The 21,871-nt window shown below is 64.2% G+C and carries 20 protein-coding genes and 2 pseudogenes; 9 read left to right on the forward strand and 13 right to left on the reverse strand.

Annotated elements, in window-relative coordinates:
• Positions 1 to 35 precede the first annotated feature (35 nt).
• Positions 36 to 785 (reverse strand): FadR/GntR family transcriptional regulator, encoded by a 750-nt coding sequence (locus APH27_RS06935; RefSeq protein ID WP_027919053.1) that lies wholly within the window; start codon positions 783 to 785, stop codon positions 36 to 38.
• 81 nt (positions 786 to 866) lie between these two features.
• Positions 867 to 1,664 (reverse strand): annotated as a pseudogene (locus tag APH27_RS06940) (cation:dicarboxylate symporter family transporter); the annotation flags it as partial.
• On the opposite strand from APH27_RS06940, the pseudogene APH27_RS25710 reads away from it, so the two are divergent.
• The 3 genes and pseudogenes from APH27_RS25710 to APH27_RS06950 all read left to right on the forward strand — a co-directional run.
• Positions 1,638 to 1,796: pseudogene (locus APH27_RS25710) on the forward strand (GntR family transcriptional regulator); the annotation flags it as partial. The pseudogenes APH27_RS06940 and APH27_RS25710 sit on opposite strands and share 27 nt — an antisense overlap.
• Positions 1,797 to 1,961: 165 nt before the next feature.
• Positions 1,962 to 2,612: a DUF998 domain-containing protein gene (locus APH27_RS06945; RefSeq protein WP_060484395.1), complete on the forward strand. Its 651-nt coding sequence runs from the start codon at positions 1,962 to 1,964 to the stop codon at positions 2,610 to 2,612.
• 74 nt (positions 2,613 to 2,686) lie between these two features.
• Positions 2,687 to 3,016 carry a hypothetical protein gene (locus APH27_RS06950; protein ID WP_027918911.1) on the forward strand — a complete coding sequence of 110 codons (330 nt, stop codon included), beginning with the start codon at positions 2,687 to 2,689 and terminating at the stop codon, positions 3,014 to 3,016.
• Between the two features lie 53 nt (positions 3,017 to 3,069).
• On the opposite strand, the gene APH27_RS06955 is transcribed toward APH27_RS06950, so the two are convergent.
• Positions 3,070 to 3,540, reverse strand: coding sequence for an OsmC family protein (locus APH27_RS06955; protein WP_027918910.1), 471 nt, complete (start codon positions 3,538 to 3,540; stop codon positions 3,070 to 3,072).
• A gap of 37 nt (positions 3,541 to 3,577) precedes the next feature.
• Positions 3,578 to 4,792: a YeeE/YedE family protein gene (locus APH27_RS06960; RefSeq protein ID WP_060484396.1), complete on the reverse strand. Its 1,215-nt coding sequence runs from the start codon at positions 4,790 to 4,792 to the stop codon at positions 3,578 to 3,580.
• Between the two features lie 216 nt (positions 4,793 to 5,008).
• Between APH27_RS06960 and APH27_RS06965 the strand changes: the two genes are divergently transcribed.
• Complete coding sequence (locus tag APH27_RS06965; RefSeq protein ID WP_027918908.1) at positions 5,009 to 5,917, forward strand: LysR family transcriptional regulator; 909 nt, start codon at positions 5,009 to 5,011, stop codon at positions 5,915 to 5,917.
• On the opposite strand, the gene APH27_RS06970 is transcribed toward APH27_RS06965, so the two are convergent.
• From APH27_RS06970 to APH27_RS06985, 4 genes are all read right to left on the reverse strand, one after another.
• Positions 5,911 to 6,423: a DMT family transporter gene (locus APH27_RS06970; protein WP_027918907.1), complete on the reverse strand. Its 513-nt coding sequence runs from the start codon at positions 6,421 to 6,423 to the stop codon at positions 5,911 to 5,913. The genes APH27_RS06965 and APH27_RS06970 overlap by 7 nt on opposite strands.
• Positions 6,424 to 6,632: 209 nt before the next feature.
• A complete protein-coding gene (locus APH27_RS06975) occupies positions 6,633 to 7,211 on the reverse strand; it encodes a hypothetical protein (RefSeq protein WP_060484397.1) in 579 nt (192 codons plus the stop codon).
• Between the two features lie 280 nt (positions 7,212 to 7,491).
• Positions 7,492 to 8,781, reverse strand: coding sequence for a sorbosone dehydrogenase family protein (locus APH27_RS06980; protein ID WP_060484398.1), 1,290 nt, complete (start codon positions 8,779 to 8,781; stop codon positions 7,492 to 7,494).
• A complete protein-coding gene (locus tag APH27_RS06985) occupies positions 8,778 to 9,206 on the reverse strand; it encodes a DUF2231 domain-containing protein (RefSeq protein ID WP_027918904.1) in 429 nt (142 codons plus the stop codon). The genes APH27_RS06980 and APH27_RS06985 overlap by 4 nt, the downstream gene beginning before the upstream one ends.
• Positions 9,207 to 9,377: 171 nt before the next feature.
• Between APH27_RS06985 and APH27_RS06990 the strand changes: the two genes are divergently transcribed.
• Entirely contained in the window at positions 9,378 to 9,677 is a 300-nt protein-coding gene (locus APH27_RS06990; protein WP_060484399.1) for a hypothetical protein, read from the forward strand.
• Between the two features lie 3 nt (positions 9,678 to 9,680).
• On the opposite strand, the gene APH27_RS06995 is transcribed toward APH27_RS06990, so the two are convergent.
• On the reverse strand, positions 9,681 to 10,463 hold the full coding sequence (locus APH27_RS06995) for a hypothetical protein (RefSeq protein ID WP_060484400.1): 783 nt from the start codon (positions 10,461 to 10,463) through the stop codon (positions 9,681 to 9,683).
• An 88-nt stretch (positions 10,464 to 10,551) separates the two neighbouring features.
• Positions 10,552 to 12,738, reverse strand: a complete 2,187-nt coding sequence (locus APH27_RS07000) for an OsmC domain/YcaO domain-containing protein (protein WP_027918902.1) — start codon at positions 12,736 to 12,738, stop codon at positions 10,552 to 10,554.
• A gap of 343 nt (positions 12,739 to 13,081) precedes the next feature.
• Here APH27_RS07000 and APH27_RS07005 point away from each other — a divergent pair, with 343 nt between their 5' ends.
• The 4 genes from APH27_RS07005 to APH27_RS07020 are packed head-to-tail and all read left to right on the forward strand — an operon-like array spanning position 13,082 to position 18,178.
• Positions 13,082 to 13,537, forward strand: a complete 456-nt coding sequence (locus APH27_RS07005) for a (2Fe-2S)-binding protein (protein WP_027918901.1) — start codon at positions 13,082 to 13,084, stop codon at positions 13,535 to 13,537.
• The gene (locus tag APH27_RS07010; protein ID WP_027918900.1) at positions 13,537 to 15,786 is read left to right on the forward strand and encodes a xanthine dehydrogenase family protein molybdopterin-binding subunit; all 2,250 of its coding nucleotides are present in this window, start codon (positions 13,537 to 13,539) and stop codon (positions 15,784 to 15,786) included. The genes APH27_RS07005 and APH27_RS07010 overlap by 1 nt, the downstream gene beginning before the upstream one ends.
• Before the next feature lie 18 nt (positions 15,787 to 15,804).
• Positions 15,805 to 17,151 carry a cytochrome c gene (locus APH27_RS07015; RefSeq protein WP_060484401.1) on the forward strand — a complete coding sequence of 449 codons (1,347 nt, stop codon included), beginning with the start codon at positions 15,805 to 15,807 and terminating at the stop codon, positions 17,149 to 17,151.
• Positions 17,152 to 17,164: 13 nt separating this feature from the next.
• Positions 17,165 to 18,178, forward strand: coding sequence for an XdhC family protein (locus APH27_RS07020; protein WP_060484402.1), 1,014 nt, complete (start codon positions 17,165 to 17,167; stop codon positions 18,176 to 18,178).
• Positions 18,179 to 18,468: 290 nt separating this feature from the next.
• On the opposite strand, the gene APH27_RS07025 is transcribed toward APH27_RS07020, so the two are convergent.
• The 3 genes from APH27_RS07025 to APH27_RS07035 all read right to left on the reverse strand — a co-directional run bounded on the left by APH27_RS07025 (position 18,469) and on the right by APH27_RS07035 (position 21,858).
• Entirely contained in the window at positions 18,469 to 19,272 is an 804-nt protein-coding gene (locus tag APH27_RS07025) for an ABC transporter substrate-binding protein (protein WP_060484403.1), read from the reverse strand.
• A gap of 144 nt (positions 19,273 to 19,416) precedes the next feature.
• The gene (locus APH27_RS07030) at positions 19,417 to 21,291 is read right to left on the reverse strand and encodes a diguanylate cyclase domain-containing protein (RefSeq protein WP_082435038.1); all 1,875 of its coding nucleotides are present in this window, start codon (positions 21,289 to 21,291) and stop codon (positions 19,417 to 19,419) included.
• A gap of 30 nt (positions 21,292 to 21,321) precedes the next feature.
• Complete coding sequence (locus tag APH27_RS07035) at positions 21,322 to 21,858, reverse strand: membrane integrity-associated transporter subunit PqiC (protein WP_060484405.1); 537 nt, start codon at positions 21,856 to 21,858, stop codon at positions 21,322 to 21,324.
• Positions 21,859 to 21,871: the final 13 nt, after the last annotated feature.

Below are 21,871 nucleotides of genomic sequence, written 5' to 3' on the forward strand. Positions count from 1 at the left end.
CCCCGCCGCATCAATCACGGCAAACACCCTCAGCCTCATACCCCCTGCGCTTCGGCCTCTTCATGGGCCTGGCGCAAGCGCTCGCGGCTGTTGCTCAGGTGCATGCGCATGGCCATCTTCGCGCCTTCGCTGTCACGCCGGGCAATGGCTTCGTAGATCGCCTCATGTTCATGCATCAGGCGGCTCATGTAATGCGCCTGGTCATCATGGGCCAACCGTGCCGAATTCAGCCGGGTCCGCGGAATGATGCTGGTGCCCAGATGGTTGATGATATCGGCAAAGTAGTGGTTGCCGCTGGCCTGGGCAATACGCAGGTGGAACTGGAAGTCCGCCGACACCGCGTCAGTGGCATGCGCAGCACCCTCGTTGAGCTCGTCCAGTGCCGCGCGCATGCCGGCCAGCTCTTCGTCGCTGCGCCGTTGCGCCGCCAGGCCCGCCGACTCGATTTCCAAGGCGATGCGCAGCTCCAGCACCGCCAGCACCTCGCGCAAGGTCACCACGGTCGCCGGGTCGATGCGAAAGCCTCCGGTCGCCGGGGCATCCAGCACGAAGGTGCCAATGCCATGGCGCGTCTCGACCTGCCCGGCCGCCTGCAGCCGGGAGATCGCCTCACGCACCACGGTGCGGCTGACGCCCTCCTCGGCCATGATCTGCGATTCGGTCGGCAGCTTGTCGCCGCGCTTGAGCTGGCCGCTGCGAATGCGCTCGGTCAGCACCGTGACCAGTTCCTGGGCCAGACTGCGCGGTTTGCGCCGGGTCCTTGCCTGTACCTGCTGCTCTGTCATGCCCTGTATTTCACCTTGAAAGACAGCCGTCATGATAGCGCAAGCAGTTGTACGATCACATACACCCGACGCGGTATTTCATCAAAGCACTGCGCCAGGTGCACGCCCCAGCACGCGTGCGTATTCATCGCGAGCATTCTGCTCGGTGAACTCGCCCGCCCACTTCGCGACCACCACCGTCGCCACGCTGTTGCCGATGGTGTTGCACGCGGCCATGGCCATGGACATGAAGCGGTATACGCCAAACAACAGTGCCAGGCCTTCGACCGGCAATACCCCGATGGCGGTAACCGTGGCCGCAAACACCACGAAGCTACCACCCGACACTGCTGCCGCGCCCTTGGAGGTCACCAACATGATCGCCAGGATGCCCAACTGCTGCTCCCAGCCCAGCGGCACGCCGTAGGCATTGGCGATGAACAGCACGCTCAGCGACATGTACAGGGAGGTGCCATCGAGGTTGAAGGCATAGCCGGTCGGCAGCACCAGCCCCACGCTCTGCTTCGAGCAGCCGAACCGCTCGAGCTTCTGCAGCAGGCGTGGCAAGGCGCTTTCCGATGAAGCGGTGCCGAGCACGATGAAAATCTCGTCCTTGATGTACGCGAGGAAACGCAAGAAGCTGAAGCCGGACAACCGGCACACCGCGCCCAGCACCACGAACAGGAAAAACGCCACCGCGACATAGAACATCAGCACCAGGTTGGCCAGCGACATCAGCACCGCCGAGCCATTGCTGCCCACGGCGTAGGCCACCGAACCGAAGGCGCCCAGCGGGGCGAACTTCATGATCAGGTTGATGAACTCGAAGAAGCATTCCGAGACGCGGTTCAGCCCGTCCTCGATCACTTGCCGGCGCTCATGCTTGGGGCTGAGGCAGGCTCTCCGGGGCTGAAGATCATCCGCCATTACCGCGAAGAAAACGGCGACCTGATGGCGGTTTCCGAGACCGTGCACCCGGATGATCGCTTCACGCTGGTAACCCAGATGCGCCGGGACAAGGCGACTGGCTGAACGTTTTCATGGTCTGTCCTGGCCCGTTCGCAGGTAAACCCGCTCCCACAGCGATTGCGCAAACCGTGTGGGAGCGGGTTTACCCGCGAAGAGGCCGGGACAGGCCGCAACGATCGCGGTACTGTAAACGCTTGAACCGGCCATTCCACGGAAGGAAACCCGCTGATGAAACGTCTCGACCGCTGCCTGCTCACCTGCGGCCTGCTCATCCCATTCTGGCTGTTGTTGGGCGTCTGGCTCACCGCCCGCGCCTACCCCGGCTACGACCACCTGCAGCAGGCCATGAGCCAGCTTGGCGCGGTCGGTGCGCCCACCCAGCACTGGTCGCCCCTGCTCAATAACTTCCCGCTCGCGGTGCTGTTCGCCTTGTTCGCCTGGGGCCTTGCGCGGCGTTGGCAGGGTTCAAAACTCTCGATAACGAGTGCGGCATTGATACTGCTGCATGGCGTGGGCAGCCTGGGTACCGGCTGGTTTCCCTGCGACCAAGGCTGCACGCCTGCCCAACCTTCGCTTTCGCAGCAGCTGCATAACCTGTCGGGGCTGCTAATGTTCCTCTCGTTGACACTGGCCAGCGCGCTTTGGGTGTGGCTTGGCAGGCGCCTGGCCGGTTCGCCGGGCTTGGGCTGGTTTTCGCTGGTGTGCCTGGTTGCTGCGGTGGTGACCGTCGTGCTCATGGCCCAAGCCGCACAAAGCGGCCAGCTGTTCGGCCTGTACCAGAGGCTGAATTACGGCGTGTCGGTAGTATGGGTCGCCGGCTTGGCATTCGGTAGCCTGCGCCCCGCACTGGCAAATCGCAGCTGCATCGCCACTACCTGATGGGAAAATGCTGGCCCCCAGGCATCTGAAGCCAAGGCAAACTCCTTTCATCTTCAGATGCTTAGGACAGCAATATGCGAACAATTCTAGCTACGATGGCCGGCTGCCTGCTGGCCACTGTCGCCTTCGGTGCCCAGGCCAAGGCGCTGAACCAGAACGATCGCAACGTCTGTGGCTGGGGTTCGCAAATTGCCGCCGAAGCCCAGCAAGCCAAACTTTCCGGGGTCACCCTGTACGCAACGCGCAAGAAGCTGCAGGTACGCCGCTTCCCCAAGCCATGGATGCGCATGACCGCCTTCGGCATCACCGAACAGACCTATAACAGCCGGTCCAGGTTGCAGCCGGCGGCGATCAAGCAGACGTACTACGAACAGTGCGTACAGCACGCGGTAGCAAAGCGATAACTAAATAAAATCAACAAGTTAGATCATAAATCTGATCTAACTTGTTTAAGATTTCAGATGAGGTAAACGGGCTCGCAACGCACCTCGGTCTTCACCGAATTGGCGATGAAGCATTCCTCGTGGGCGAGGTGGTGAAGGTGCTCAAGCTGCTGCGCCGTAGGCTGGCGCTCGCCGGAGAATTCGACCCGTGGACGCAGGGTAACCACGGCCATGGCCATGCGCCCTGCCTCATTGCGCGCCATCACCCCCTCTGCGTCGTCGGCATAGTGCTCGACGCAAAAGCGCTGCTTGGCTGCCAGCGACAGGAACCACAGCATGTGGCAGCTGGACAGCGCAGCGATGAAAGCCTCTTCAGGGTCTACCGCGGTGGCATCAGACATCGGCAGTGGCACCACATGTGGCGATGACGACCCAGGCACTTCAATACCACCGTCGAAGCGCCACAGGTGCCGGCGGCTGTATTGGTTGCCGAGAAAGTCCTGGCCTTCTCGAGCCCAGGCCACGTGTGCGGTGTATTGCGCCATGCCAACCTCTTCAGTCAATTGATCGGGTGACTTCAGCTCAGCAGCCGTTGAGCGCCACCGGGCGGCGTTCGCCAGCGAAGAACAGCGGGCGCAGGCGCACACCGATCATGTTGCCGGCGTAAGCCGCGACCAGCCACAGCCAGCCGTGCACGCTACCCGATGCGATACCGCTGAAGTAGGCGCCGATGTTACAGCCATAGGCCAGGCGCGAACCATAGCCCAGCAGCAGGCCACCTATCACCGCGGCAATCAGCGAAGCCAGTGGGATCTTCAGGCTGGGCGCGAAGCGGCCCGCCAGGCCTGCCGCCAACAGGGCGCCGAGGACGATGCCGATATCCATCACCGTGGTGATGTCCTGCCACAGTGGAGCAGCCAGTGCCTTGGCATTGGCTGGAGCCTGCCAGAACACCCAGCTGCCGACGTCCACACCGAAGCTGGACAGCGTCTTGGCACCCCACAGCGCAAACGCCGAAGTGATACCCCAAGGGCGGCCGGCCAGGGCCAGAGTGGCGTAGTTCAGCAAAGCCAGAGCGACGGCGCCCCACAGCAGGGGCCACGGGCCACGCAGGAAACGGCGCAGGCCTTGGTGCTCGCTGGTGACCGGGGCTTCCAGGGCACCGTGGCGGCGCTTTTCCAGAACCACGGTGGCCCAGGCGATCAACGCGAATAGCGCCACGCTCACTGCCAGCGCCGGCCCAACACCCCACGCCTGCACGATTGAAGTGGCAGGGAACGACGGCAACGCAAACCACCAGTCAGCATGGTGCGTGGCCGTGACCGAGCCGATGATGAAGAACAGCAGGGTCACCAGCATCCGCGCATTACCGCCCCCTACGGTGAACAGCGTGCCCGAGGCACAGCCGCCGCCCAGTTGCATGCCAATGCCGAAGATGAAGGCACCGAACACTACCGACACGCCAGCCGGCGCGACCAGGCCGGTGACCGGGGTGCCGAACAGGCTACCGGCCGACAGTGCCGGGAAGAACAACAGCACGGCCAGGGTCAGCATGACCATCTGCGCGCGCAGGCCGGCGCCACGGCGTTCGTTGATGAATACACGCCAGGCCGAGGTGAACCCGAAAGCGGCGTGATAAAGCGTCAGGCCCAAGGCAGCGCCGACCATCAGCAGCAGCACCTGCTTGAAGCCGGCGTTGAGATTGAGGAACCAGGCGCCGGCCAGCAGTAGGACCAGGGCGATCAAGGGCGCACCGAGGCGGCGCGGTTCGGGTGTGGCGGTTGCGGAAAGACCCATTGGAGTACTCGGATTACAGTGAAACGGGGGGCGAGTATACCCTGCGCGTGCTGTGTATTGCCTGCACTGGCGCCTTCGCGGGCAAGGCCGCTCCCACTGATACTGCATAGACCTTGAAGCCAGAGGTAGTCCTGTGGGAGCGGGTTGCCCGCGAAGAGGCCGTTGCATCTGTTAGGCTGATAATCTTCTATTAAAGCCAGCCGAAGCATTCGCCCCATGGATGAACTGCGCAAGATCGACCTCAACCTGCTGCTGACCCTGCACGCCCTGCTCAGCGAAAAGCACGTGACCCGCGCCGCCCTGCGTCTGCACCGCAGCCAACCCGCGGTCAGCCACGCGCTGGCCCAACTGCGGGCACACTTCGACGACCCGTTGTTGATTCGCCAACACGGCCAGATGGCCCTCACCGCCCGCGCCCAGTCCCTCGCCAAACCCCTGCAGGACGCCCTGGGCAGCCTCAACGGCTTGCTGGCCGCTCCACAATTCGAGCCTGCCCAAGCCCGGCGCCGCTTCCGCCTGTCGCTGTCCGACTACGCCTCGCGCATCATCCTGCCGCCACTGGTCCGCCACCTGCGCCAGGTCGCCCCCGGCGTCGACCTGGCCATCAGCCAGGCCAGCCGCGAAACCATGCTCGCCCAGTTGGTTGACGGCGAACTCGACCTGGCCCTGGGCATCTTCCCGGACCTGCCAGCCGACATCACCGCCCAGACCCTGTTCGAAGACAGTTTCATCAGCGTCGCCGACCGCCAGGTGTTGCCGGCCAAGGGTGGGCTCACTCTGGATGACTGGCTGACGCGGGCGCATGTGCTCATGGCCATGCACCCGGATGCCCACGACGAGATCGAGCGCGCCTTGGCCGCACAAGGCCAACGCCGCCACATCGCCCTGGCGCTGCCGCACTGGAGCGCTGCCGTCGACGTGCTCGCCGGTACCGACCTGATCCTTACCGTGGCCCGGCGTGCGGTAGGCTCGATGCGCCAGCACCCCTCATTGCGCCAGTTCACTCCGCCGCTGCCGATCCCCGCCCTGGCCTATCAGCAGGCCTGGCATGCACGAAAGGACAGCGACCCCGGCCACCGCTGGCTGCGTGAAGCGGTCTGGGCCTGCAGCCAGCCCGGTCACTGATCAGCGCTCGACACAGCCTGGCCTGGCGCCGGGGTCGAGTTCCAGCCGCCCTGGACCAGCAACACGCCGCCAAGGATCAACAGCACGCCGGCAACCCTGGCCAGGTTCACCGGTTTGCTGGCAACCCCCATCAGCCCGAAATGGTCCACGATCACCGAGGTCAGGATCTGCCCTGCCACCACCAGTACCAGGAAGCCCGCCGTGCCCAGCTTGGGGGTCAGCGCTGCAGCGCCGGCCACATAGAGGGCGCCCAGCACGCCACCGATCCATAACCACCAAGGGCCCTGCACCGCCTTGCTCAGGTCTGGCATGGGTACGCGCAGGATCAGCAACGCCGTGATGACCACCACCGAGCTGACTGCCAACGAGGTGAAGGCACCCCACAGCCAGTGCCCCAGCGCACGACCGACGGCGGCGTTGCTGGCGGCTTGGTAGGGCAACACGAAGCCCGCAAGCAGGGCCATCGCCACGGGAAAGCATGCAAGCAGAAGGGTCTTGTAGGACATGGATGCACTCATCTGAAGACAGGATGAGCCCATGATGGTAAATCGACAGTGATTATGGAAATTGAAAAGGTGCACGCAGGGTATTCGTCACATGCATGTTGTTGCGTTGTCTGCACCGGCCTTTTCGCGGCTAAAGCCGCTCCTACAAGGATCGGCGGTTACCTGTAGGAGCGGCTTTAGCCGCGAAGAGGCCAGCCCTGTAGGCTATATCAGCGCCAGGTATCGACTCGTAGCACTTCGGTATAGATCGCATCGACGGTCTGGCCGACCTTGAGGTTCTTCATCCGCTTTTGCAGGTCAGGGTCTTCGACCTTGACCACCTGCAGCTTGCCTTCCGGCGGCAGCAGGCTGACTTCATGCTTTTTCAAGTCGATCTTCTTGATCTGCGAGGTCACCCGGACTTGGCGGAAGGCTTCGCCGCCAGGGTTGGGGTTGTCCTGGGTGGCACGGATTTCCCCGGATTCTTCAGTGGCCTTCGGCGCGCCACCCACGTCGCTGTTGAGCACATAGGCGATGGCCCGGGTGACGTAGATATCAACGTTGTCACCGACCTTCAGATTGGGCAGCGCCTTGGCCTTTTCCGTCAGTTGCAGGGTCACATCCTTGTCGTTCGGCCCCTTCACCGTGACTTGGCGGTTGGCCAGGTCGATGGCAGTGACCTGGGTTTTGACATGGCTTTCAAACGCCTTGCTGCCAATCGGAATCTCGGCAGCCTGCACCGTGAAGGTGGCAGCAGACATCAAGGTGGCGAGGGCAACAGCGCGAGCGAGCGTGCAAATAGGGTTCATAGGCCTGCTTCCATGTGATCAAGACCGGGTTGTGGGTGACATGTTCATGCGCAAACAAGCATAGCCATAACCCGCCACTCTGCTGGGCAGCGCCCCGCCCGCGATACCTTTCAACCCATTTGCGTCAAGGCCGGCCTTGTTTTGGCAAACATGAACCTGACGGTAAGGTGCTCTGCTTCGGCGCACGGTGCGTTGGCCCTGATCACCTTGGAAGGCTTGCACGCTACCGCTGCAGGAGCGGCCTTGCCGGGTCGCCGGACCGGCAAGGCCGCTCCTACACTCAGTTACGCGTCACACGCCAGACGGTGTTGGCCAGGTCGTCGGCGATGATCAACGCGCCACGCGGGTCAACCGTCACCCCTACTGGCCGGCCTCGGGTCTTGCCATCCTCCCCGCGGAACCCTGTGGCAAAATCGATCGGCTGACCGGCCGGCTTGCCCTCCTTGAACGGCACGAAGATCACCTTGTAACCCACAGGATTCGGGCGATTCCAGCTACCGTGCTCCCCCACGAATACCCCGTCGGCGAAGCGTTCGCCCATGGCCTGGCTGGAGAAATCCACCCCCAGCGCGGCAACGTGCGAACCCAGGCTGTAATCGGGCTTGAGCGCGGCGGCCACCTTGTCCGGGTTCTGCGGCCTGACCCGCTCATCAACGTTCTGCCCCCAGTAACTGTAGGGCCAGCCATAGAAGCCGCCCTCTCGTACCGAGGTGAGGTAGTCCGGCACCAGGTCCGGGCCCAGCTCGTCACGCTCGTTGACCACTGCCCACAGCTGCCCGCTGCCCGGTTGAATGGTCAGCGCCGTCGGGTTGCGCAAGCCGGTGGCGTAAGGCCGGTGCGCGCCGGTCACAGCGTCGATCTGCCAGACCATGGCGCGGTCCATCTCGACTTCCATGCCACGCTCGGTGATGTTGCTGTTCGAGCCGATGCCCACGTACAGGTAGCGGCCATCAGGGCTGATGGTCAGCGCCTTGGTCCAGTGGTGATTGATCTCGGCCGGCAAGTCGGTGACCTTGGTTGGCGGGCCGCCGGCCTTGGTCTGGCCGTCCTGGTAATCGAAACGCACCAGCGCATCCTGGTTGGCGACGTACAGCTTGCCGTCGGCAAACGCCAGGCCGTAAGGCGCGTTGAGGCCCTCGGCGAACACCGTCTGCAGCTCGTACGCGCCATCGCCATCGGCATCGCGCAGCAGGGTCAGGCGGTTGCCGCCCTTGACCTGGGTATTGCCCTTGGCCTTGATCTGGCTGGCGATCACGTCCTTGGGCTTAAGCTTGGCGGCACCGCCACCCCGCCCTTCGGCGACCAGAATATCGCCATTGGGCAGCACCAGGCTCTGGCGCGGGATCTTCAGGCCAGTGGCGATGGCAGTGATACTGAAGCCCTCGGGCACGGTGGGTTTGCGCTCACCCCACTGCGCCGGTTGCGCGATTTTCATGCTCGGCAGCAGGCCGCGCTCGGGCGCAGGCAATTTCGGGTCGGGGCCCAGGGCCTGGGTCGGCTCGCCGTCACCGCCACAGGCGGCCAGCAGCAGTGCCACGCTCAACAGCGACCCTCCATACAACGGCTTCATGCCTCACCTCCCGAACGCAGATTGCTCATGCCCAGCCATGCGGCCACACAGGCCAGTACGCTGACGATCAGCGACAGCACCAGGCCCGCCGGCATCACTGCCCAGGCGTCCTTGGCATGTTCGAAGGCATTGATCAGCCCCAGCCCCCAGGTCACCAGCAACAGCAGGAAGTACAGCGTCGGCCGCCCGCCCTTGCGTGGGGCGCGGATCAGGTTGGCCAGGGCAAATAACAGCGCCAGGCCGCAGAACAACAAGCCACCGGCAATCAGCCAGGCGGCGAAGTTGCTCCACTGGATCTGGTAGCTCTTCAAATAGGCAATGTCGCTCAGCAGCGCGCCGAGAAACAGCGGGACCGTGCCGGCCAGCAGGATCGCGTGCAGCGGGCTGGGCGTGCATCGGTAGAGGGTTTGCTCTGTAGCGGTCACGGCGCCTCCTTATCAGTCGGTGACCCGGGGCTGACAGACTGGCGCGGGGCCTGGTCCATCAGGCGTGCGCAGGGTGCGCTTAAGAAAGGATCACCTTGACGTTCGGATAGTTCACCGCTTGGCTTGATAGAAATATCCTGAAAGACTCTGCGCGTCGGAACGAGGGATACCATGAGAACTTGCAGCACACGACCTTATGCGTACTGGACCGCGCACGCCTTTCTGGCCATCAGCCTGGTGCTCAATGCCGGCTGTTCGAGCAAAAACAGCAAGGCGCGCCACTACGCCGCCGCGCCGGGCTCCAACTGTTATGCCAAGGCGCTGCCGAGCACAGGCGAAGGCGGCCTGGCTTGGGGCAACACCCTGGGCATTGCCAAGCAGAAGTCACTGAACAACTGCATCCGCTATGCCGGCCGCTCCGGTGGCACGCCAGACACGTGCCAGGTGGTGCTGGCCAAGTGCAAGAACTGACGGCTACGTCGGTTCTATGCTGTCGAGCAGCGCGTCGAGAACGCCTTCGAGTTCTGCCAGCTCGATTTCAGCCAACGCCCCCGCTTGCGCGTAGCGTTGGTCACAGTCGATGACTGCCTGCACGCTCCGGCGTGCCTGGTTTCCCGGGTATTTGCGCAACGTCAGCTCGACCGTCCCTGCGCTGAGCCAGGTGTCGCTGTCCACCGACCAGCGATTGTCATGGAATGCCAACAGGCAGGTCCCCTGCCTTGTATCGATGATCCGCGGCTGGTAGACCCAGTGCGTGTTACCTGCCTCCCAAGGGGTGAGCAACAGACGGTAGCGACCATCTGCCGAGCGCGATTGAATCTCCGTCTCGTCAGCGGGCACGCCGTTGGCAGCAACGTAGCGTTCGAACGCCTCGACCTGGGCACCGATGCGCCCCGTCCCCCGGTAGTAGTCGACATGCTTTCTGTATCCCGCGAATGCCGCAGACTCCGGGCCGTCGGCATGCAGCGAGACAATGGCGGCACACTGCACCAGCCAGTAGATTTCATCGGACAGTTCGTGGGCCTTGCTACTGCCCAGGTCGATCGCCTTTGACAGCAGCTCCCCGGCCAGTTGCTGGCCGAGCTCACGCAACCCAGCTTCATTCACCGACGGCCGTGTTTTCACAGCCTGAGCGACAAATGCCGCATAGCGCTGTTGCAGTGAATCGCCTGCCAGGCTCAGCACAGGGCATAGCGGCGGTGGCAGGTCGAGTGGTTCGAGCATGCTGTTGCGCGGCAGGTGGGAAAGGTTGATCACCGGTGACTTCCTTGTGAGGTACTGGACACCCGTCATGCTACCTCAAGCACCGCGAAGGGGGCGCAACGCGCCCCCGGGGGGGGGGCTGTCAGGCAAACTTGGCCCGGGCAGCATGCAGCTTCTTGTAGCTCTCGATCAGGCGCAGATGGCGGTCCAGCCCTTCGAGCTTCATGCTGGTCGGGGTCAACCCATGGAAGCGCACGCTGCCGTCCACCGAGCCCAGCACCGCGTCCATCCGCGGGTTGCCGAACATGCGGCGGAAGTTGGCCTCGTAGTCGGCCATTTCCAGCTCTTCATCCAGCTGCACTTCCAGCACCACGTTCAGCGCCTGGTAGAACAGGCCACGCTCGACCGTGTTGTCGTTGAACTGCAGGAACGCCTCGACCAGCTCCTTGGCGTCCTCGAAGCGCTTGAGCGCCAGGCAGATCAGCAGTTTCAGCTCAAGAATGGTCAGCTGGCCCCACACCGTGTTCTCGTCGAACTCGACGCCGATCAGGGTGGTGATGGTGGTGTAGTCATCCACCTCGCAGTTGTCCAGGCGCCGGCGCAGGGCGCGCAGGGCGCGGTCGTCGAGGCTGTGCAGGTTGAGGATGTCGGCACGGAAGTCCAGGGCGCGGTTGGTGTTGTCCCAGATCAGGTCCTCGACCGGGTAGATCTCGGAATAACCTGGCACCAGGATGCGGCAGGCGGTGGCGCCGAGGTTGTCGTACACAGCCATGTACACCTCTTTGCCGAGGTCTTCGAGGATGCCGAACAGGGTCGCGGCTTCCTGGGTGTTGGAGTCCTCGCCATGCCCGGAGAAGTCCCACTCGACGAATTCAAAATCGGCCTTGGCGCTGAAGAAGCGCCACGACACCACACCGCTGGAGTCGATGAAGTGCTCGACGAAGTTGTTCGGCTCGGTCAGCGCATGGCTCTCGAAGGTCGGCTGCGGCAGGTCGTTGAGGCCCTCGAAGCTGCGCCCTTGCAGCAGCTCGGTGAGGCTGCGCTCCAGCGCCACCTCAAAGCTTGGGTGGGCGCCGAACGAGGCGAACACGCCGCCGGTGCGCGGGTTCATCAAGGTTACGCACATCACCGGGAATTCACCGCCCAGCGAGGCGTCCTTGACCAGCACCGGGAAGCCCTGCTCTTCCAGGCCCTGGATGCCAGCGAGGATGGCTGGGTACTTGGCCAGCACCTCCTGCGGGACATCCGGCAGGGCCAGCTCACCTTCGAGGATTTCGCGCTTGACCGCGCGCTCGAAGATTTCCGACAGGCACTGCACCTGGGCTTCGGCCAAGGTGTTGCCGGCGCTCATGCCGTTGCTTAAGAACAGGTTTTCGATCAGGTTGGACGGGAAGTACACCACCTGTTCGTCGGACTGGCGCACGAACGGCAGCGAGCAGATGCCGCGCTCGGTGTTGCCCGAGTTGGTGTCGTACAGGTGCGAACCGCGCAGTTCGCCGTCCGCGTTGTAGATTTCCAGGCAGTTTTCGTCGAGGATTTCCGCCGGCAGCGCGTCTTTCGGGCCTGGCTTGAACCACTGCTCGTTCGGGTAATGCACGAACGGCGCATTGGCGATGTCCTCGCCCCAGAACTGGTCGTTGTAGAAGAAGTTGCAGTTCAAGCGCTCGATGAACTCGCCCAGTGCCGAGGCCAGTGCGGCCTCCTTGGTCGAACCCTTGCCGTTGGTGAAGCACATCGGCGACTGCGCGTCGCGCACATGCAGCGACCAGACGTTGGGCACGATGTTGCGCCACGAGGCGATTTCGATCTTCATGCCCAGCCCGGCGAGGATGCCGGACATGTTGGCGATGGTCTGCTCCAGTGGCAGGTCCTTGCCAGGGATGTAGGTGGTGGTGTCGGCCACCGGCATCAGCAGGCCCTGGGCATCGGCGTCGAGGTTGTCGACTTCTTCGATGATGAACTCGGGGCCGGTCTGCACCACCTTTTTCACGGTGCAACGGTCGATGGAGCGCAGGATGCCCTGGCGGTCCTTCTCGGAAATATCCTCGGGCAGCTCGACCTGGATCTTGAAGATCTGGTTGTAGCGGTTCTCCGGGTCGACGATGTTGTTCTGCGACAGGCGGATGTTTTCGGTGGGGATATCGCGGGTCTGGCAATACAGCTTGACGAAATACGCCGCGCACAGGGCCGACGAGGCGAGGAAATAGTCGAACGGGCCCGGGGCCGAGCCATCGCCTTTGTAGCGGATCGGCTGGTCGGCGATCACCGTGAAGTCGTCGAACTTGGCTTCAAGACGAAGGTTGTCGAGAAAATTGACCTTGATTTCCATGCGGGGATTACCGTGATTTAAGCGTGCAAAACGAAATTGAGCGGCATTATCCGGGTTTTCGCCCCGGAAGTCCTCTGCGTAACTCTATGGGAGCGGGTTTACCCGCGAACACGGGCAAGGCCCGTGCCATTCTCCGCGGCGCTTGCTTCGCGGGTAAACCCGCTCCCACAGGGACTGGGTCAGCAACGCTTGCGCATTTCAACGAATTGCTTGCCTGATCCTCTGAACCTGCACTCCCCACCAGACCAGTGGTCGTACCACTGTGCTAGCGTTTCTGGATTGGGGAACAACGTATTCCCCAGCAGACAGCAAACGCCATCAACCGATGATCAGCAGGTGAACCATGGAACTTCTTATCAACCAGAAGACCTATCAGGTCGATGCCGATGCCGACACACCCCTGCTGTGGGTGCTGCGTGACGACCTGGGCATGACCGGCACCAAATACGGTTGCGGCCTGGCCCAGTGCGGCGCCTGCTCGGTGCTGGTGGACGGCAACGTCGTGCGTGCCTGTGTCACCCCCGTGGCCGGCGTGGTCGGGCGCGAGGTGACCACCATCGAAGCCGTAGAGGCCGACGCGGTAGGCAAACGCGTGGTGGCGGCCTGGGTCGAGCACCAGGTGGCGCAGTGCGGCTACTGCCAGTCCGGCCAGGTGATGGCGGCCACGGCGTTGCTCAAGCATACCCCCAAACCCAGCGATGAGCAGATCAGCGCGGCGATGGTAAACCTCTGCCGCTGCGGCACCTACAACGCCATTCATGCCGCCGTGCATGCACTCGCCCAAGGGGAGCAGGCCTGATGAATACGCCCGTCGATACCCCCGCAGAACTGCTCAGGCTGCAGCTGGGCGAAACCGTCAACCTGTCGCGTCGGCGCTTCCTGGCCAGCACTGCAGTGGGTGCCCTGGTGCTGGGTTTCGGCCTGCCAATGGGTTCGGCCCGGGTGCAGGCAGCGGCGGCAGCCACGCCCGAGCGCGGCACCCAGGTGCCGGCGTTTCTGGAGATCCGCCCGGACGGCAAGGTGCGCCTGCTCAGCCCGTTCATGGAAGGCGGCCAAGGCCCGTTCACCGCCATGGCGCAAATCGTCGGTGAAGAACTGGACGTCGACCCGGCCAACTTCCTGGTCGACAGCGCACCGCCCGGTGAAGCCTATGTGGTGATGGAGAACGGCATGCGCATTACCGGCGGCAGCATGTCGGTGCGCATGAGCTACCCGACCATGCGCCGCCTCGGTGCACTGGCCCGGGCCATGCTGCTGCAGGCTGCTGCCGAGCAATGGAAGGTACCGGTCAGCGAGCTGACCACCGAGCCTGGCAAGGTCATTCACACTGCCTCTGGCCGTTCCCTGGCCTACGGCGAACTGGCCAGCCGTGCCATGGACCTGCCCGTGCCGGACCCCGCCAGCGTCAAGCTGCGCGACCCCAGCCAGTTCCGCTGGATCGGCAAACCGGTGCGGCGCCTGGACGCCTACGACAAATCCACGGGCAGGGCCCAGTACTGCATCGACATCCAGGTCGACGGCATGCTCCATGCCGCCGTGCAACACGCGCCACGCCTGGGCATGACCGTGGGCAGCCTGCGCAACGAGGAACAGGTCAAAGCCATGAAGGGCGTGCATTCGGTGCACCCATTGCCAGGCGCCGTGGCGGTGGTCGCCGAACGCTGGTGGCACGCCAAGCGCGCGGTCGAGGCAATTCAGGTGGACTGGCAAGAGCCGGGCGCCGACAGCAAGGTGCGGCCGATGCCAGCGGACTTTTCCAGCGACGGCTGGCGCGAGCACCTGGCCACCGTTGAAGGGCCGGCACGTGACGAGGAAAACGAAGGCGACATTGCCAGCGCCCTGGCCAATGCCAAGACCAAGGTCGAGGCCAGCTACCACAACCAGTACCTCAACCATGCCCAGCTTGAGCCGCCGTCCGCCCTCGCCCGCTTCAACCCCGACGGTACCTTGGACGTCTGGCTGCCCAATCAGGCACCCGACATGTTCCGCGACGACATCGCCAAGCGCACTGGCCTGGACGCAGCGCAGATCACCTTGCACTCGCCGCTGCTGGGTGGGTTCTTCGGCCGCCACTTCCTGTATGACTCGGCCAACCCGTACCCGCAAGCCATCGCCCTGGCCAAGGCGGTCGGCCGCCCGGTCAAGCTGATCTGGAGCCGCGAGGAAGAGTTCCTGCGCGACGTATTGCGCCCGGTCGCAGTGGTCAAGTTCCGCGCCGGGCTGGATGCCGACGGGCTGCCGGTAGCCATCGAGGCGGTCAGCGCCACCGAAGGCCCGACCGAAGCCCTCGCCGGCAAGCAAGGCGACAAGATCGACCCCACGGCCCTCGAAGGGCTGTCGGGCAAGTCCTACGCCATCGCCAACAAACGCATCGCCCAGATCTACGTCAAAGGCCCGGCGATGCTCGGCTACTGGCGCTCGGTGGGCAATTCGCTGAACGACTTCTTCTACGAGTCGTTCCTCGACGAACTGGCCGACAAGGGCGGCAAGGACCCTTACGAACTGCGCCTGCACCTGCTGCGCGACAATCAGCGCCTGACCAACCTGCTGCACGCGGTAGCCGAGTTGTCCGGCGGCTGGAAACGCGGGCCGTTCACGGCAGAAGACGGCAGCAAGCGCGCCCGTGGTATCGCCATGGCTTCACCGTTTGGCTCCGAGGCAGCGGCAATCGCCGAAGTGTCGATCGAGAACGGCCAGGTCAAGGTGCATGACATCTGGCAGGCGATCGACCCCGGCAGCATCGTCAACCCGGCGATCATCGAGCACCAGGTCAACGGTGCGGTGGCCCTGGGGTTGTCGCAGACGCTGGTGGAGGAAGCGGTGTTCATCGACGGCAAGCCCCGTGCGCGCAATTACGACCTGTACCCGATCCTGCCGCCCTCGCGCATGGCCCGGGTGCATGTGCGCATTGTCGAGAGCGGCGCGAAGATGGGCGGTATCGGCGAGCCGCCGCTGCCAGCGGTGGCGCCTGCCGTGGCCAACGCCGTGGCGCAACTGACCGGCCAGCGGGTGCGTAGCCTGCCGCTGAGCCGCCATACCTTCAGCTGACCGGACAAGGACTGCCCCATGACCCACAGTCGTTTTGCCAGAACCGCTGGCTGGCTGGCAGTGCCGTGCCTGGTCGCGGCCGGCCTGCTGGCCTGGTATGTGACGCGCGAGCCCGCATCCCCCTTCACCGCAGCACAGCCCGCAAGCTTCGACCCCGCACTGGTCAGCCGCGGCGAGTATGTCGCCCGGCTGAGCGACTGCGTGGCCTGCCACAGCCTGCCTGACGGCAAGCCATTTGCCGGTGGCCTTGAAATGGCCACGCCACTGGGTGCGATACACGCCACCAACGTCACGCCTGACCGCCAGACCGGCATCGGCAATTACAGCCTGGCCGATTTCGATCGCGCCGTGCGCCATGGCGTGGCGCCGGGTGGCCGGCGGTTGTACCCGGCCATGCCCTACCCGTCTTACGCCAAACTCAGCGATGACGATGTGCAGGCGCTGTACGCTTTCTTCATGAAAGGCGTACAGCCGGCGCAGCAGGCGAACGTCCCCAGCGATATCCCCTGGCCGTTGAACCTGCGTTGGCCTATTGCCCTGTGGAACGGCCTGTTCGCCGCCGATGCGCCTTATGCCAGCAAAACTGGCCAGGACGCACTGTGGAACCGCGGCGCCTACATCGTCCAGGGGCCCGGCCACTGCGGCAGCTGCCACACGCCACGGGGGCTGGCGTTCAACGAGAAGGCCCTGGATGAAGCCGGTGCGCCGTTCCTCGCTGGCGCCCTGCTCGATGGCTGGTACGCACCCAGCCTGCGCAGCGACCACAACACCGGGCTCGGCCGTTGGAGCGAGGCCGAGATCGTGCAGTTCCTCAAGACCGGGCGCAATCAGCATGCCGTGGTATACGGGTCGATGACCGAGGCGTTCAACAACTCCACGCAGTTCATGAGCGATGACGACCTGGGCGCCATCGCCCGCTACCTCAAGTCGCTGCCCGGTGACCCGCAGCGTGACGGTGCGCCCTGGCAATACCAGGCGGTTTCCGCGGCCACGCGCCTGGACAGCCCTGGCGCTCACACCTACGTCACACGCTGCGCCAGCTGCCATGGCCTGGACGGCAAGGGCCAGGCCGAGTGGATGCCACCGCTGGCCGGTGCGACCTCGGCACTGGCGCGGGAAAACGCCTCGGCAATCAACATCACCCTCAACGGCTCGCAGCGTATCGTCGCCGCCGGCATGCCGGATGCCTACCGCATGCCGGCGTTCCGCGAGCAGCTGTCGGACCAGGAGATCGCCGCAGTGCTGAGCTTCGTGCGCAGCACCTGGGGCAACTCTGGTGGAGCGGTGGATGCACAGGCAGTGGGCAAGCTGCGCGGGCACACCGACCCGGCCAGCAGCAGCCCGATCATCCTGCACATGCGCTGAGGAGGTACGGCCCATGGAAAGCATCGACCTGCTGGTCTTGCGCACCGCCCGTGACTGGCTGCTGGCCGGCGAACACGTATTGCTGGCCACCGTCGCCCGCACCTGGGGGTCATCGCCACGGCCAGTGGGTTCGATGATGGCCTTGCGCGGCGATGGCCGGGTGGTCGGCAGCGTCTCTGGCGGCTGCATCGAGGACGACCTCATCCACCGCTACACCACCGCCTACCAGGGCGACGGCATGCCGGCGGGCCTGCCGCAGGTGGTGCAATACGGCGTCAGCGCCGAAGAAGCGCAACGCTTCGGCCTGCCGTGCGGCGGCACCCTCGAACTGGTCCTAGAGTTTGGCCCGGCACTGGCGAGCCTGGAGCAACTCCTGCCGTTGCTGGACAGCGGCAACCTGGTACGCCGCGAACTGGATCTGCAAAGCGGCCAGGTTCAACTGACCACCAGCCGCGCGCCAGAGCAGTTCAGCTTCGATGGCCGACGCATGCTCAACACCCTGGGCCCTGGTTATCGCATGTTGCTGATCGGTGCCGGAGTGCTGGCCGAGTACCTGGCGACCATGGCGCTGTTCAACGGCTTCAAGGTGGCGGTCTGCGACCCGCGCCCCGAGTACATGGGCGGGTGGAATGTGGCTGGCGTGGAGAAGATCGTCGGTATGCCGGATGACGTAGTGCGCACGTTCGCCCCGGACCTGCGCAGCTGCATCGTCGGCCTCAGCCACGACCCCAAGCTGGACGACCTGGCCCTGCTCGAAGCCTTGCAGAGCCCTGCGTTCTACATTGGCGTGATCGGTTCGCGGCGTAATAATCAGATGCGCCGTGAGCGCCTGATCGAGCATTTCGGTGAAAGCGAAGCTTCGTTGCAGCGCCTGCACGGGCCAATTGGCATCTATATCGGCAGCAAGACCCCCGCGGAGATCGCCGTCAGCGTCATGGCCGAGATCCTGGCGATCAAGAACGGCGTCGCCTTGCCCGGCGAGGCCAATGTCAGTGCAGCCAAGCGGGCGCTGGAGGTCGATGCGTAGGCTGGCGGGTGTTCGCCTTGAGGTTTTTGTCGCCTGTGAGATCGAGCGCCGCCCGCGCGGCGCATCGCGGATGAATCCGCTCCTACATTTGTTGCAACGTGGCCATGCCTGTGAGGCCATGGTTGCCAGCCTTGTTTGCAAGGCTCAAGACATGCGCCAAGGCTGGCGGCCATGGCGTAACAGGTTCGGCACGTTGCAACAAATGTAGGAGCGGATTCATCCGCGATGCGCCGCGCGGGCGGCGCTCGATCCGACCGGCGCTAAAAAACTCAAGACAAACACCTTCCAACCTACTCTCCCACCTGCTGTTTCCAAAGCTCCAGATTTTTTTCCACCAGTTGCTCCGGCACCGGCCCGGCAACCATCTCTTTCATTTTCTGCGCCAGCCTCTGGCGCAGTTCGGCTCGATTGCACTTCGACTGATGCGACAGCGCCAGGTACAACCCCTCGCTGGACACCGGCGGATCGAGCACTTTCAATTGCCCCTCCCAACCCTGCATCCGCACCAAGGCCATGCCCGGATACTGCTCATAGATCACATAGTCGTTGCGCTTGAGCAACAGCTTCTCGAACGCCTGCCTGGCGCCGGGCACCGCTTCGAGTTGCAAGTTGTCCCTGGCATAGTCGTCGAACTGCTGGCCGTGGGTGTTGCTGACCAGCGTTCCACCTGTGTGGCCCTTGAGGTCCGCCCATTCGCGATAAGCAAAAGCGTCGCCCTGGCGGACCCAGACCACGCTGCGGGTACGCAGGAACGGCGGGCTGATGAAATCCATCTGCTGCTGGCGCTCCTGAGTCATGAAGTACCCCGCCATCAGGTCGATGCGCCCGGTGCGCACCTCCTCCTGCGCCCTTGACCATGGCCCGCCGTACACCACCTTTACCTCCAGCCCAAGCGCCTTGCCCACAGCCTTGAGCAGGTCGGCATTGGCCCCGATCAACTGCTCAGGGTTGTGCAGGTCACGCCAGAGGTAAGGCGGGTATTCCGGATTACCGGTGGCGGTCAGCTGGCCACACAACGCCTCTGCCAGCGCATGCGCGGGCAGCAGCATGAAGAGCGACAGCAGCAAAGACCGGCAACGACAACGCTCGATCATCTACACCCCTCGCAAGCGGTGGCATTCAGCGCCCAGGCCTGGTCGCAGAGGCTGCCACATCCCGTGGGCGACAGCGGCATCGATGGCCGCGCGCTGCCAACAGTCTGGCCCAGGATTGGCCATGCGCCAGCCTCCCAGGGCTGATCACTGGCCCTGCTGATACACGCATACCCGCCCGCGTTGGCGCTTGGCTTGGTACATCGCCTGATCGGCTGCCTTTACCAGCGCGTCCATCTCACTGGCATGAGCAGGCGCAAGGGCCAGGCCGATGCTTGGCGTGACGAAGTCGATGGTTACCCCGCTGACGCTGACCGGCTCGGCCAGCAGCTTGAGCAAGCGCTCGGCCAGCGCACTGGCTGCCTGAAAGCGGGTGGCCGGAACGATCACGGTGAACTCGTCGCCCCCCAGGCGATAGGCCTTGTCCGGTTGGCGCAAGGCATTGCTCAGGCGCTCAGCCATGCACGTCAGCAAGGCATCGCCGACATCGTGGCCGAAGCGGTCATTGACGTCCTTGAACCGGTCAAGGTCTAGAAAGATCAGCGCCAGTGGCATGGCGCCGCTCTGCAGGTGCCGCGCTAGGTCCTCATGGAACGCCTTGCGATTGGCCAGCCCGGTCAGGGCATCCTGATGGGCCAGGTCAAACAGCTGACGCTGATGCAGCACATGGTCACTGACGTCATGCAGGATGCCGCGATAACCGATCAGCCGGCCCCCGGCGTTGTGCCGCCTGGAAATCTGCGTCTCAAAATGGCCGATACTGCCGTCGGCACGCCGCAACCGGGCCGAAAGTGGCGCACCGGGCTCGGTTTCGGCAATCACTGGCTCTGCCGTCGTGGGGGCCTCTTGTTCTTCCTGCAGCGAGGCAAAGGTGCGCCCGAGCACCTGCCCCGCCGGGAAGCCGAGCAGCCTGCAGAAAGCCGGGTTGACCGACTCGATCCTGGCCAGCTCGTCCAGTTCGAAGTAGCCGTCTTCCATGGCGTCGAGAATCGCCCGGTCGCGGGCTTCGCTCTGCTCCAGGCGGTCCAGTGCACGGTTCGCTTCGCGCGCCAGCTTGCCCAGCTCATCGCCCCCGTCATCGGTCAGCCGGCGCCCTGCCGCAGCCGGGCCAATGGCCAGAAGCTCACGGTGCAACCGCGCAATGCGCCGTAGCAAGGTGACGTCCAGGGCGAGGTAGATCAGCAGCCAGGCCAGGCCGATGAGTCCTCCCGTCACGCCGAGGAAAATATTGAGCTGTTGCTCACCTTCGAGGTACAGATGGCGCTCGCGGGTCAGTTGCAGGCGCAGCTGTGGCTCGCCCAGGCTGTCCTGAAACAGCAGGTCGATACTCTGATGGCGGGCATCGACCACCTGGCGGTTGCCGATGCTCATCAATTCCGCCTGCAGCGCCGGCCGCTCATGCTCGCCGACCGACGGCAACCAGGTGAGCTCACCGCCCAACTGTTGTTGCAGCATGGCGATGCGCTTGCTGTCCAGAAACGTCCCCGCCAGCAATACCCCGCTGGCACTTTCGCCGCTGCGGGCGGTATCCACTGCCACCAGAATCAGCGGCACACGGAGCACTGCCAGCAGTTGCGCAGGCGGTGCCACATCCTGTGCCTGCAGCAAGTGCGCCAACTGTTGCGCGACGCCCTCATGCAGCGCCTGCAGGCTCAGGGGTTGAGCACCGGCCGGGCGCTCCAGCTTCGCCAGGTCAAGTGGGCGCCAACTCACACGCTGTTCACCTTTGGCGAAATAAAGAATGAAGTCGAAGCCACTGCGGCCCAGCGTGGCGGCATCGAGCGGGAAAGCCGCCGGCACCGAACCTGGAATCGCCTGCGCCCATTGCCGCAGGCGGTTGGCATCACGCTCGATGCTGTTGCCCAGCAAAGCTCGCAGGCGTTCGGCCTCAGCGACCAGCAGGCGCTCGTCCTGCTTGTCCAGCCGCGCCAGCAGCATGCCTTGGGCCGCGAAGTACACCAGCAGCAACACCAGCAACAGCGGTGGTACGAACAGCCAGAGCAATCTCGTACGTAACTTCATGCGGGCTCCCCGTACCCTTGTTCGGCCGCCTCAGGTGGTTGGGCAAGGCCTGCCTGGCGCCGCTGCTGCCCGCACGGCCTCGGCCAGCTTGCGCAGGTTGGCCTGGTGCGCGTTGACCAGATTGTTGATGCTGTTGTCGGCAGCGGTCTGTACTGACGTGCGGCAGGTGAGTTCAGGCTCGCCCGGGCGCTTCAGGCGCCACAGCGTATCGAGCGAGGCGTACTGGCCGGGCACGCTGTCAAAGCGCTGCACATCGACCCTCAACACACTGCTGGCGCCCGCCACCGGGCCGCCGAGCATGTCCTGCAGGGCACTGCGAAACTCATCCACCAGGTTGGCACCCCACCACTCCGTTTCCAGAATGGCCAGGCCACTGCTGCCTTGGCGCACCACCAGTTGCGGGCGATCCACCTGGGGCGGCAGGCTGACCCGGGTCACCTGCACGTGCTGGCTACCACCTTGCACCGGCTGGGCCGGGACCAGGGTGTGGTAATTGTTCGGGGTACTGCTGCAGCCGCTCAGCCAGATCAGCAGGCTGGCCCCACACAGGTTGCGCACTCGATGCATCAGCTGACACTCC

Source organism: Pseudomonas sp. NBRC 111123, assembly GCF_001320205.1.
In the GTDB taxonomy this organism is placed as follows: Bacteria; Pseudomonadota; Gammaproteobacteria; order Pseudomonadales; family Pseudomonadaceae; genus Aquipseudomonas; species Aquipseudomonas putida_J.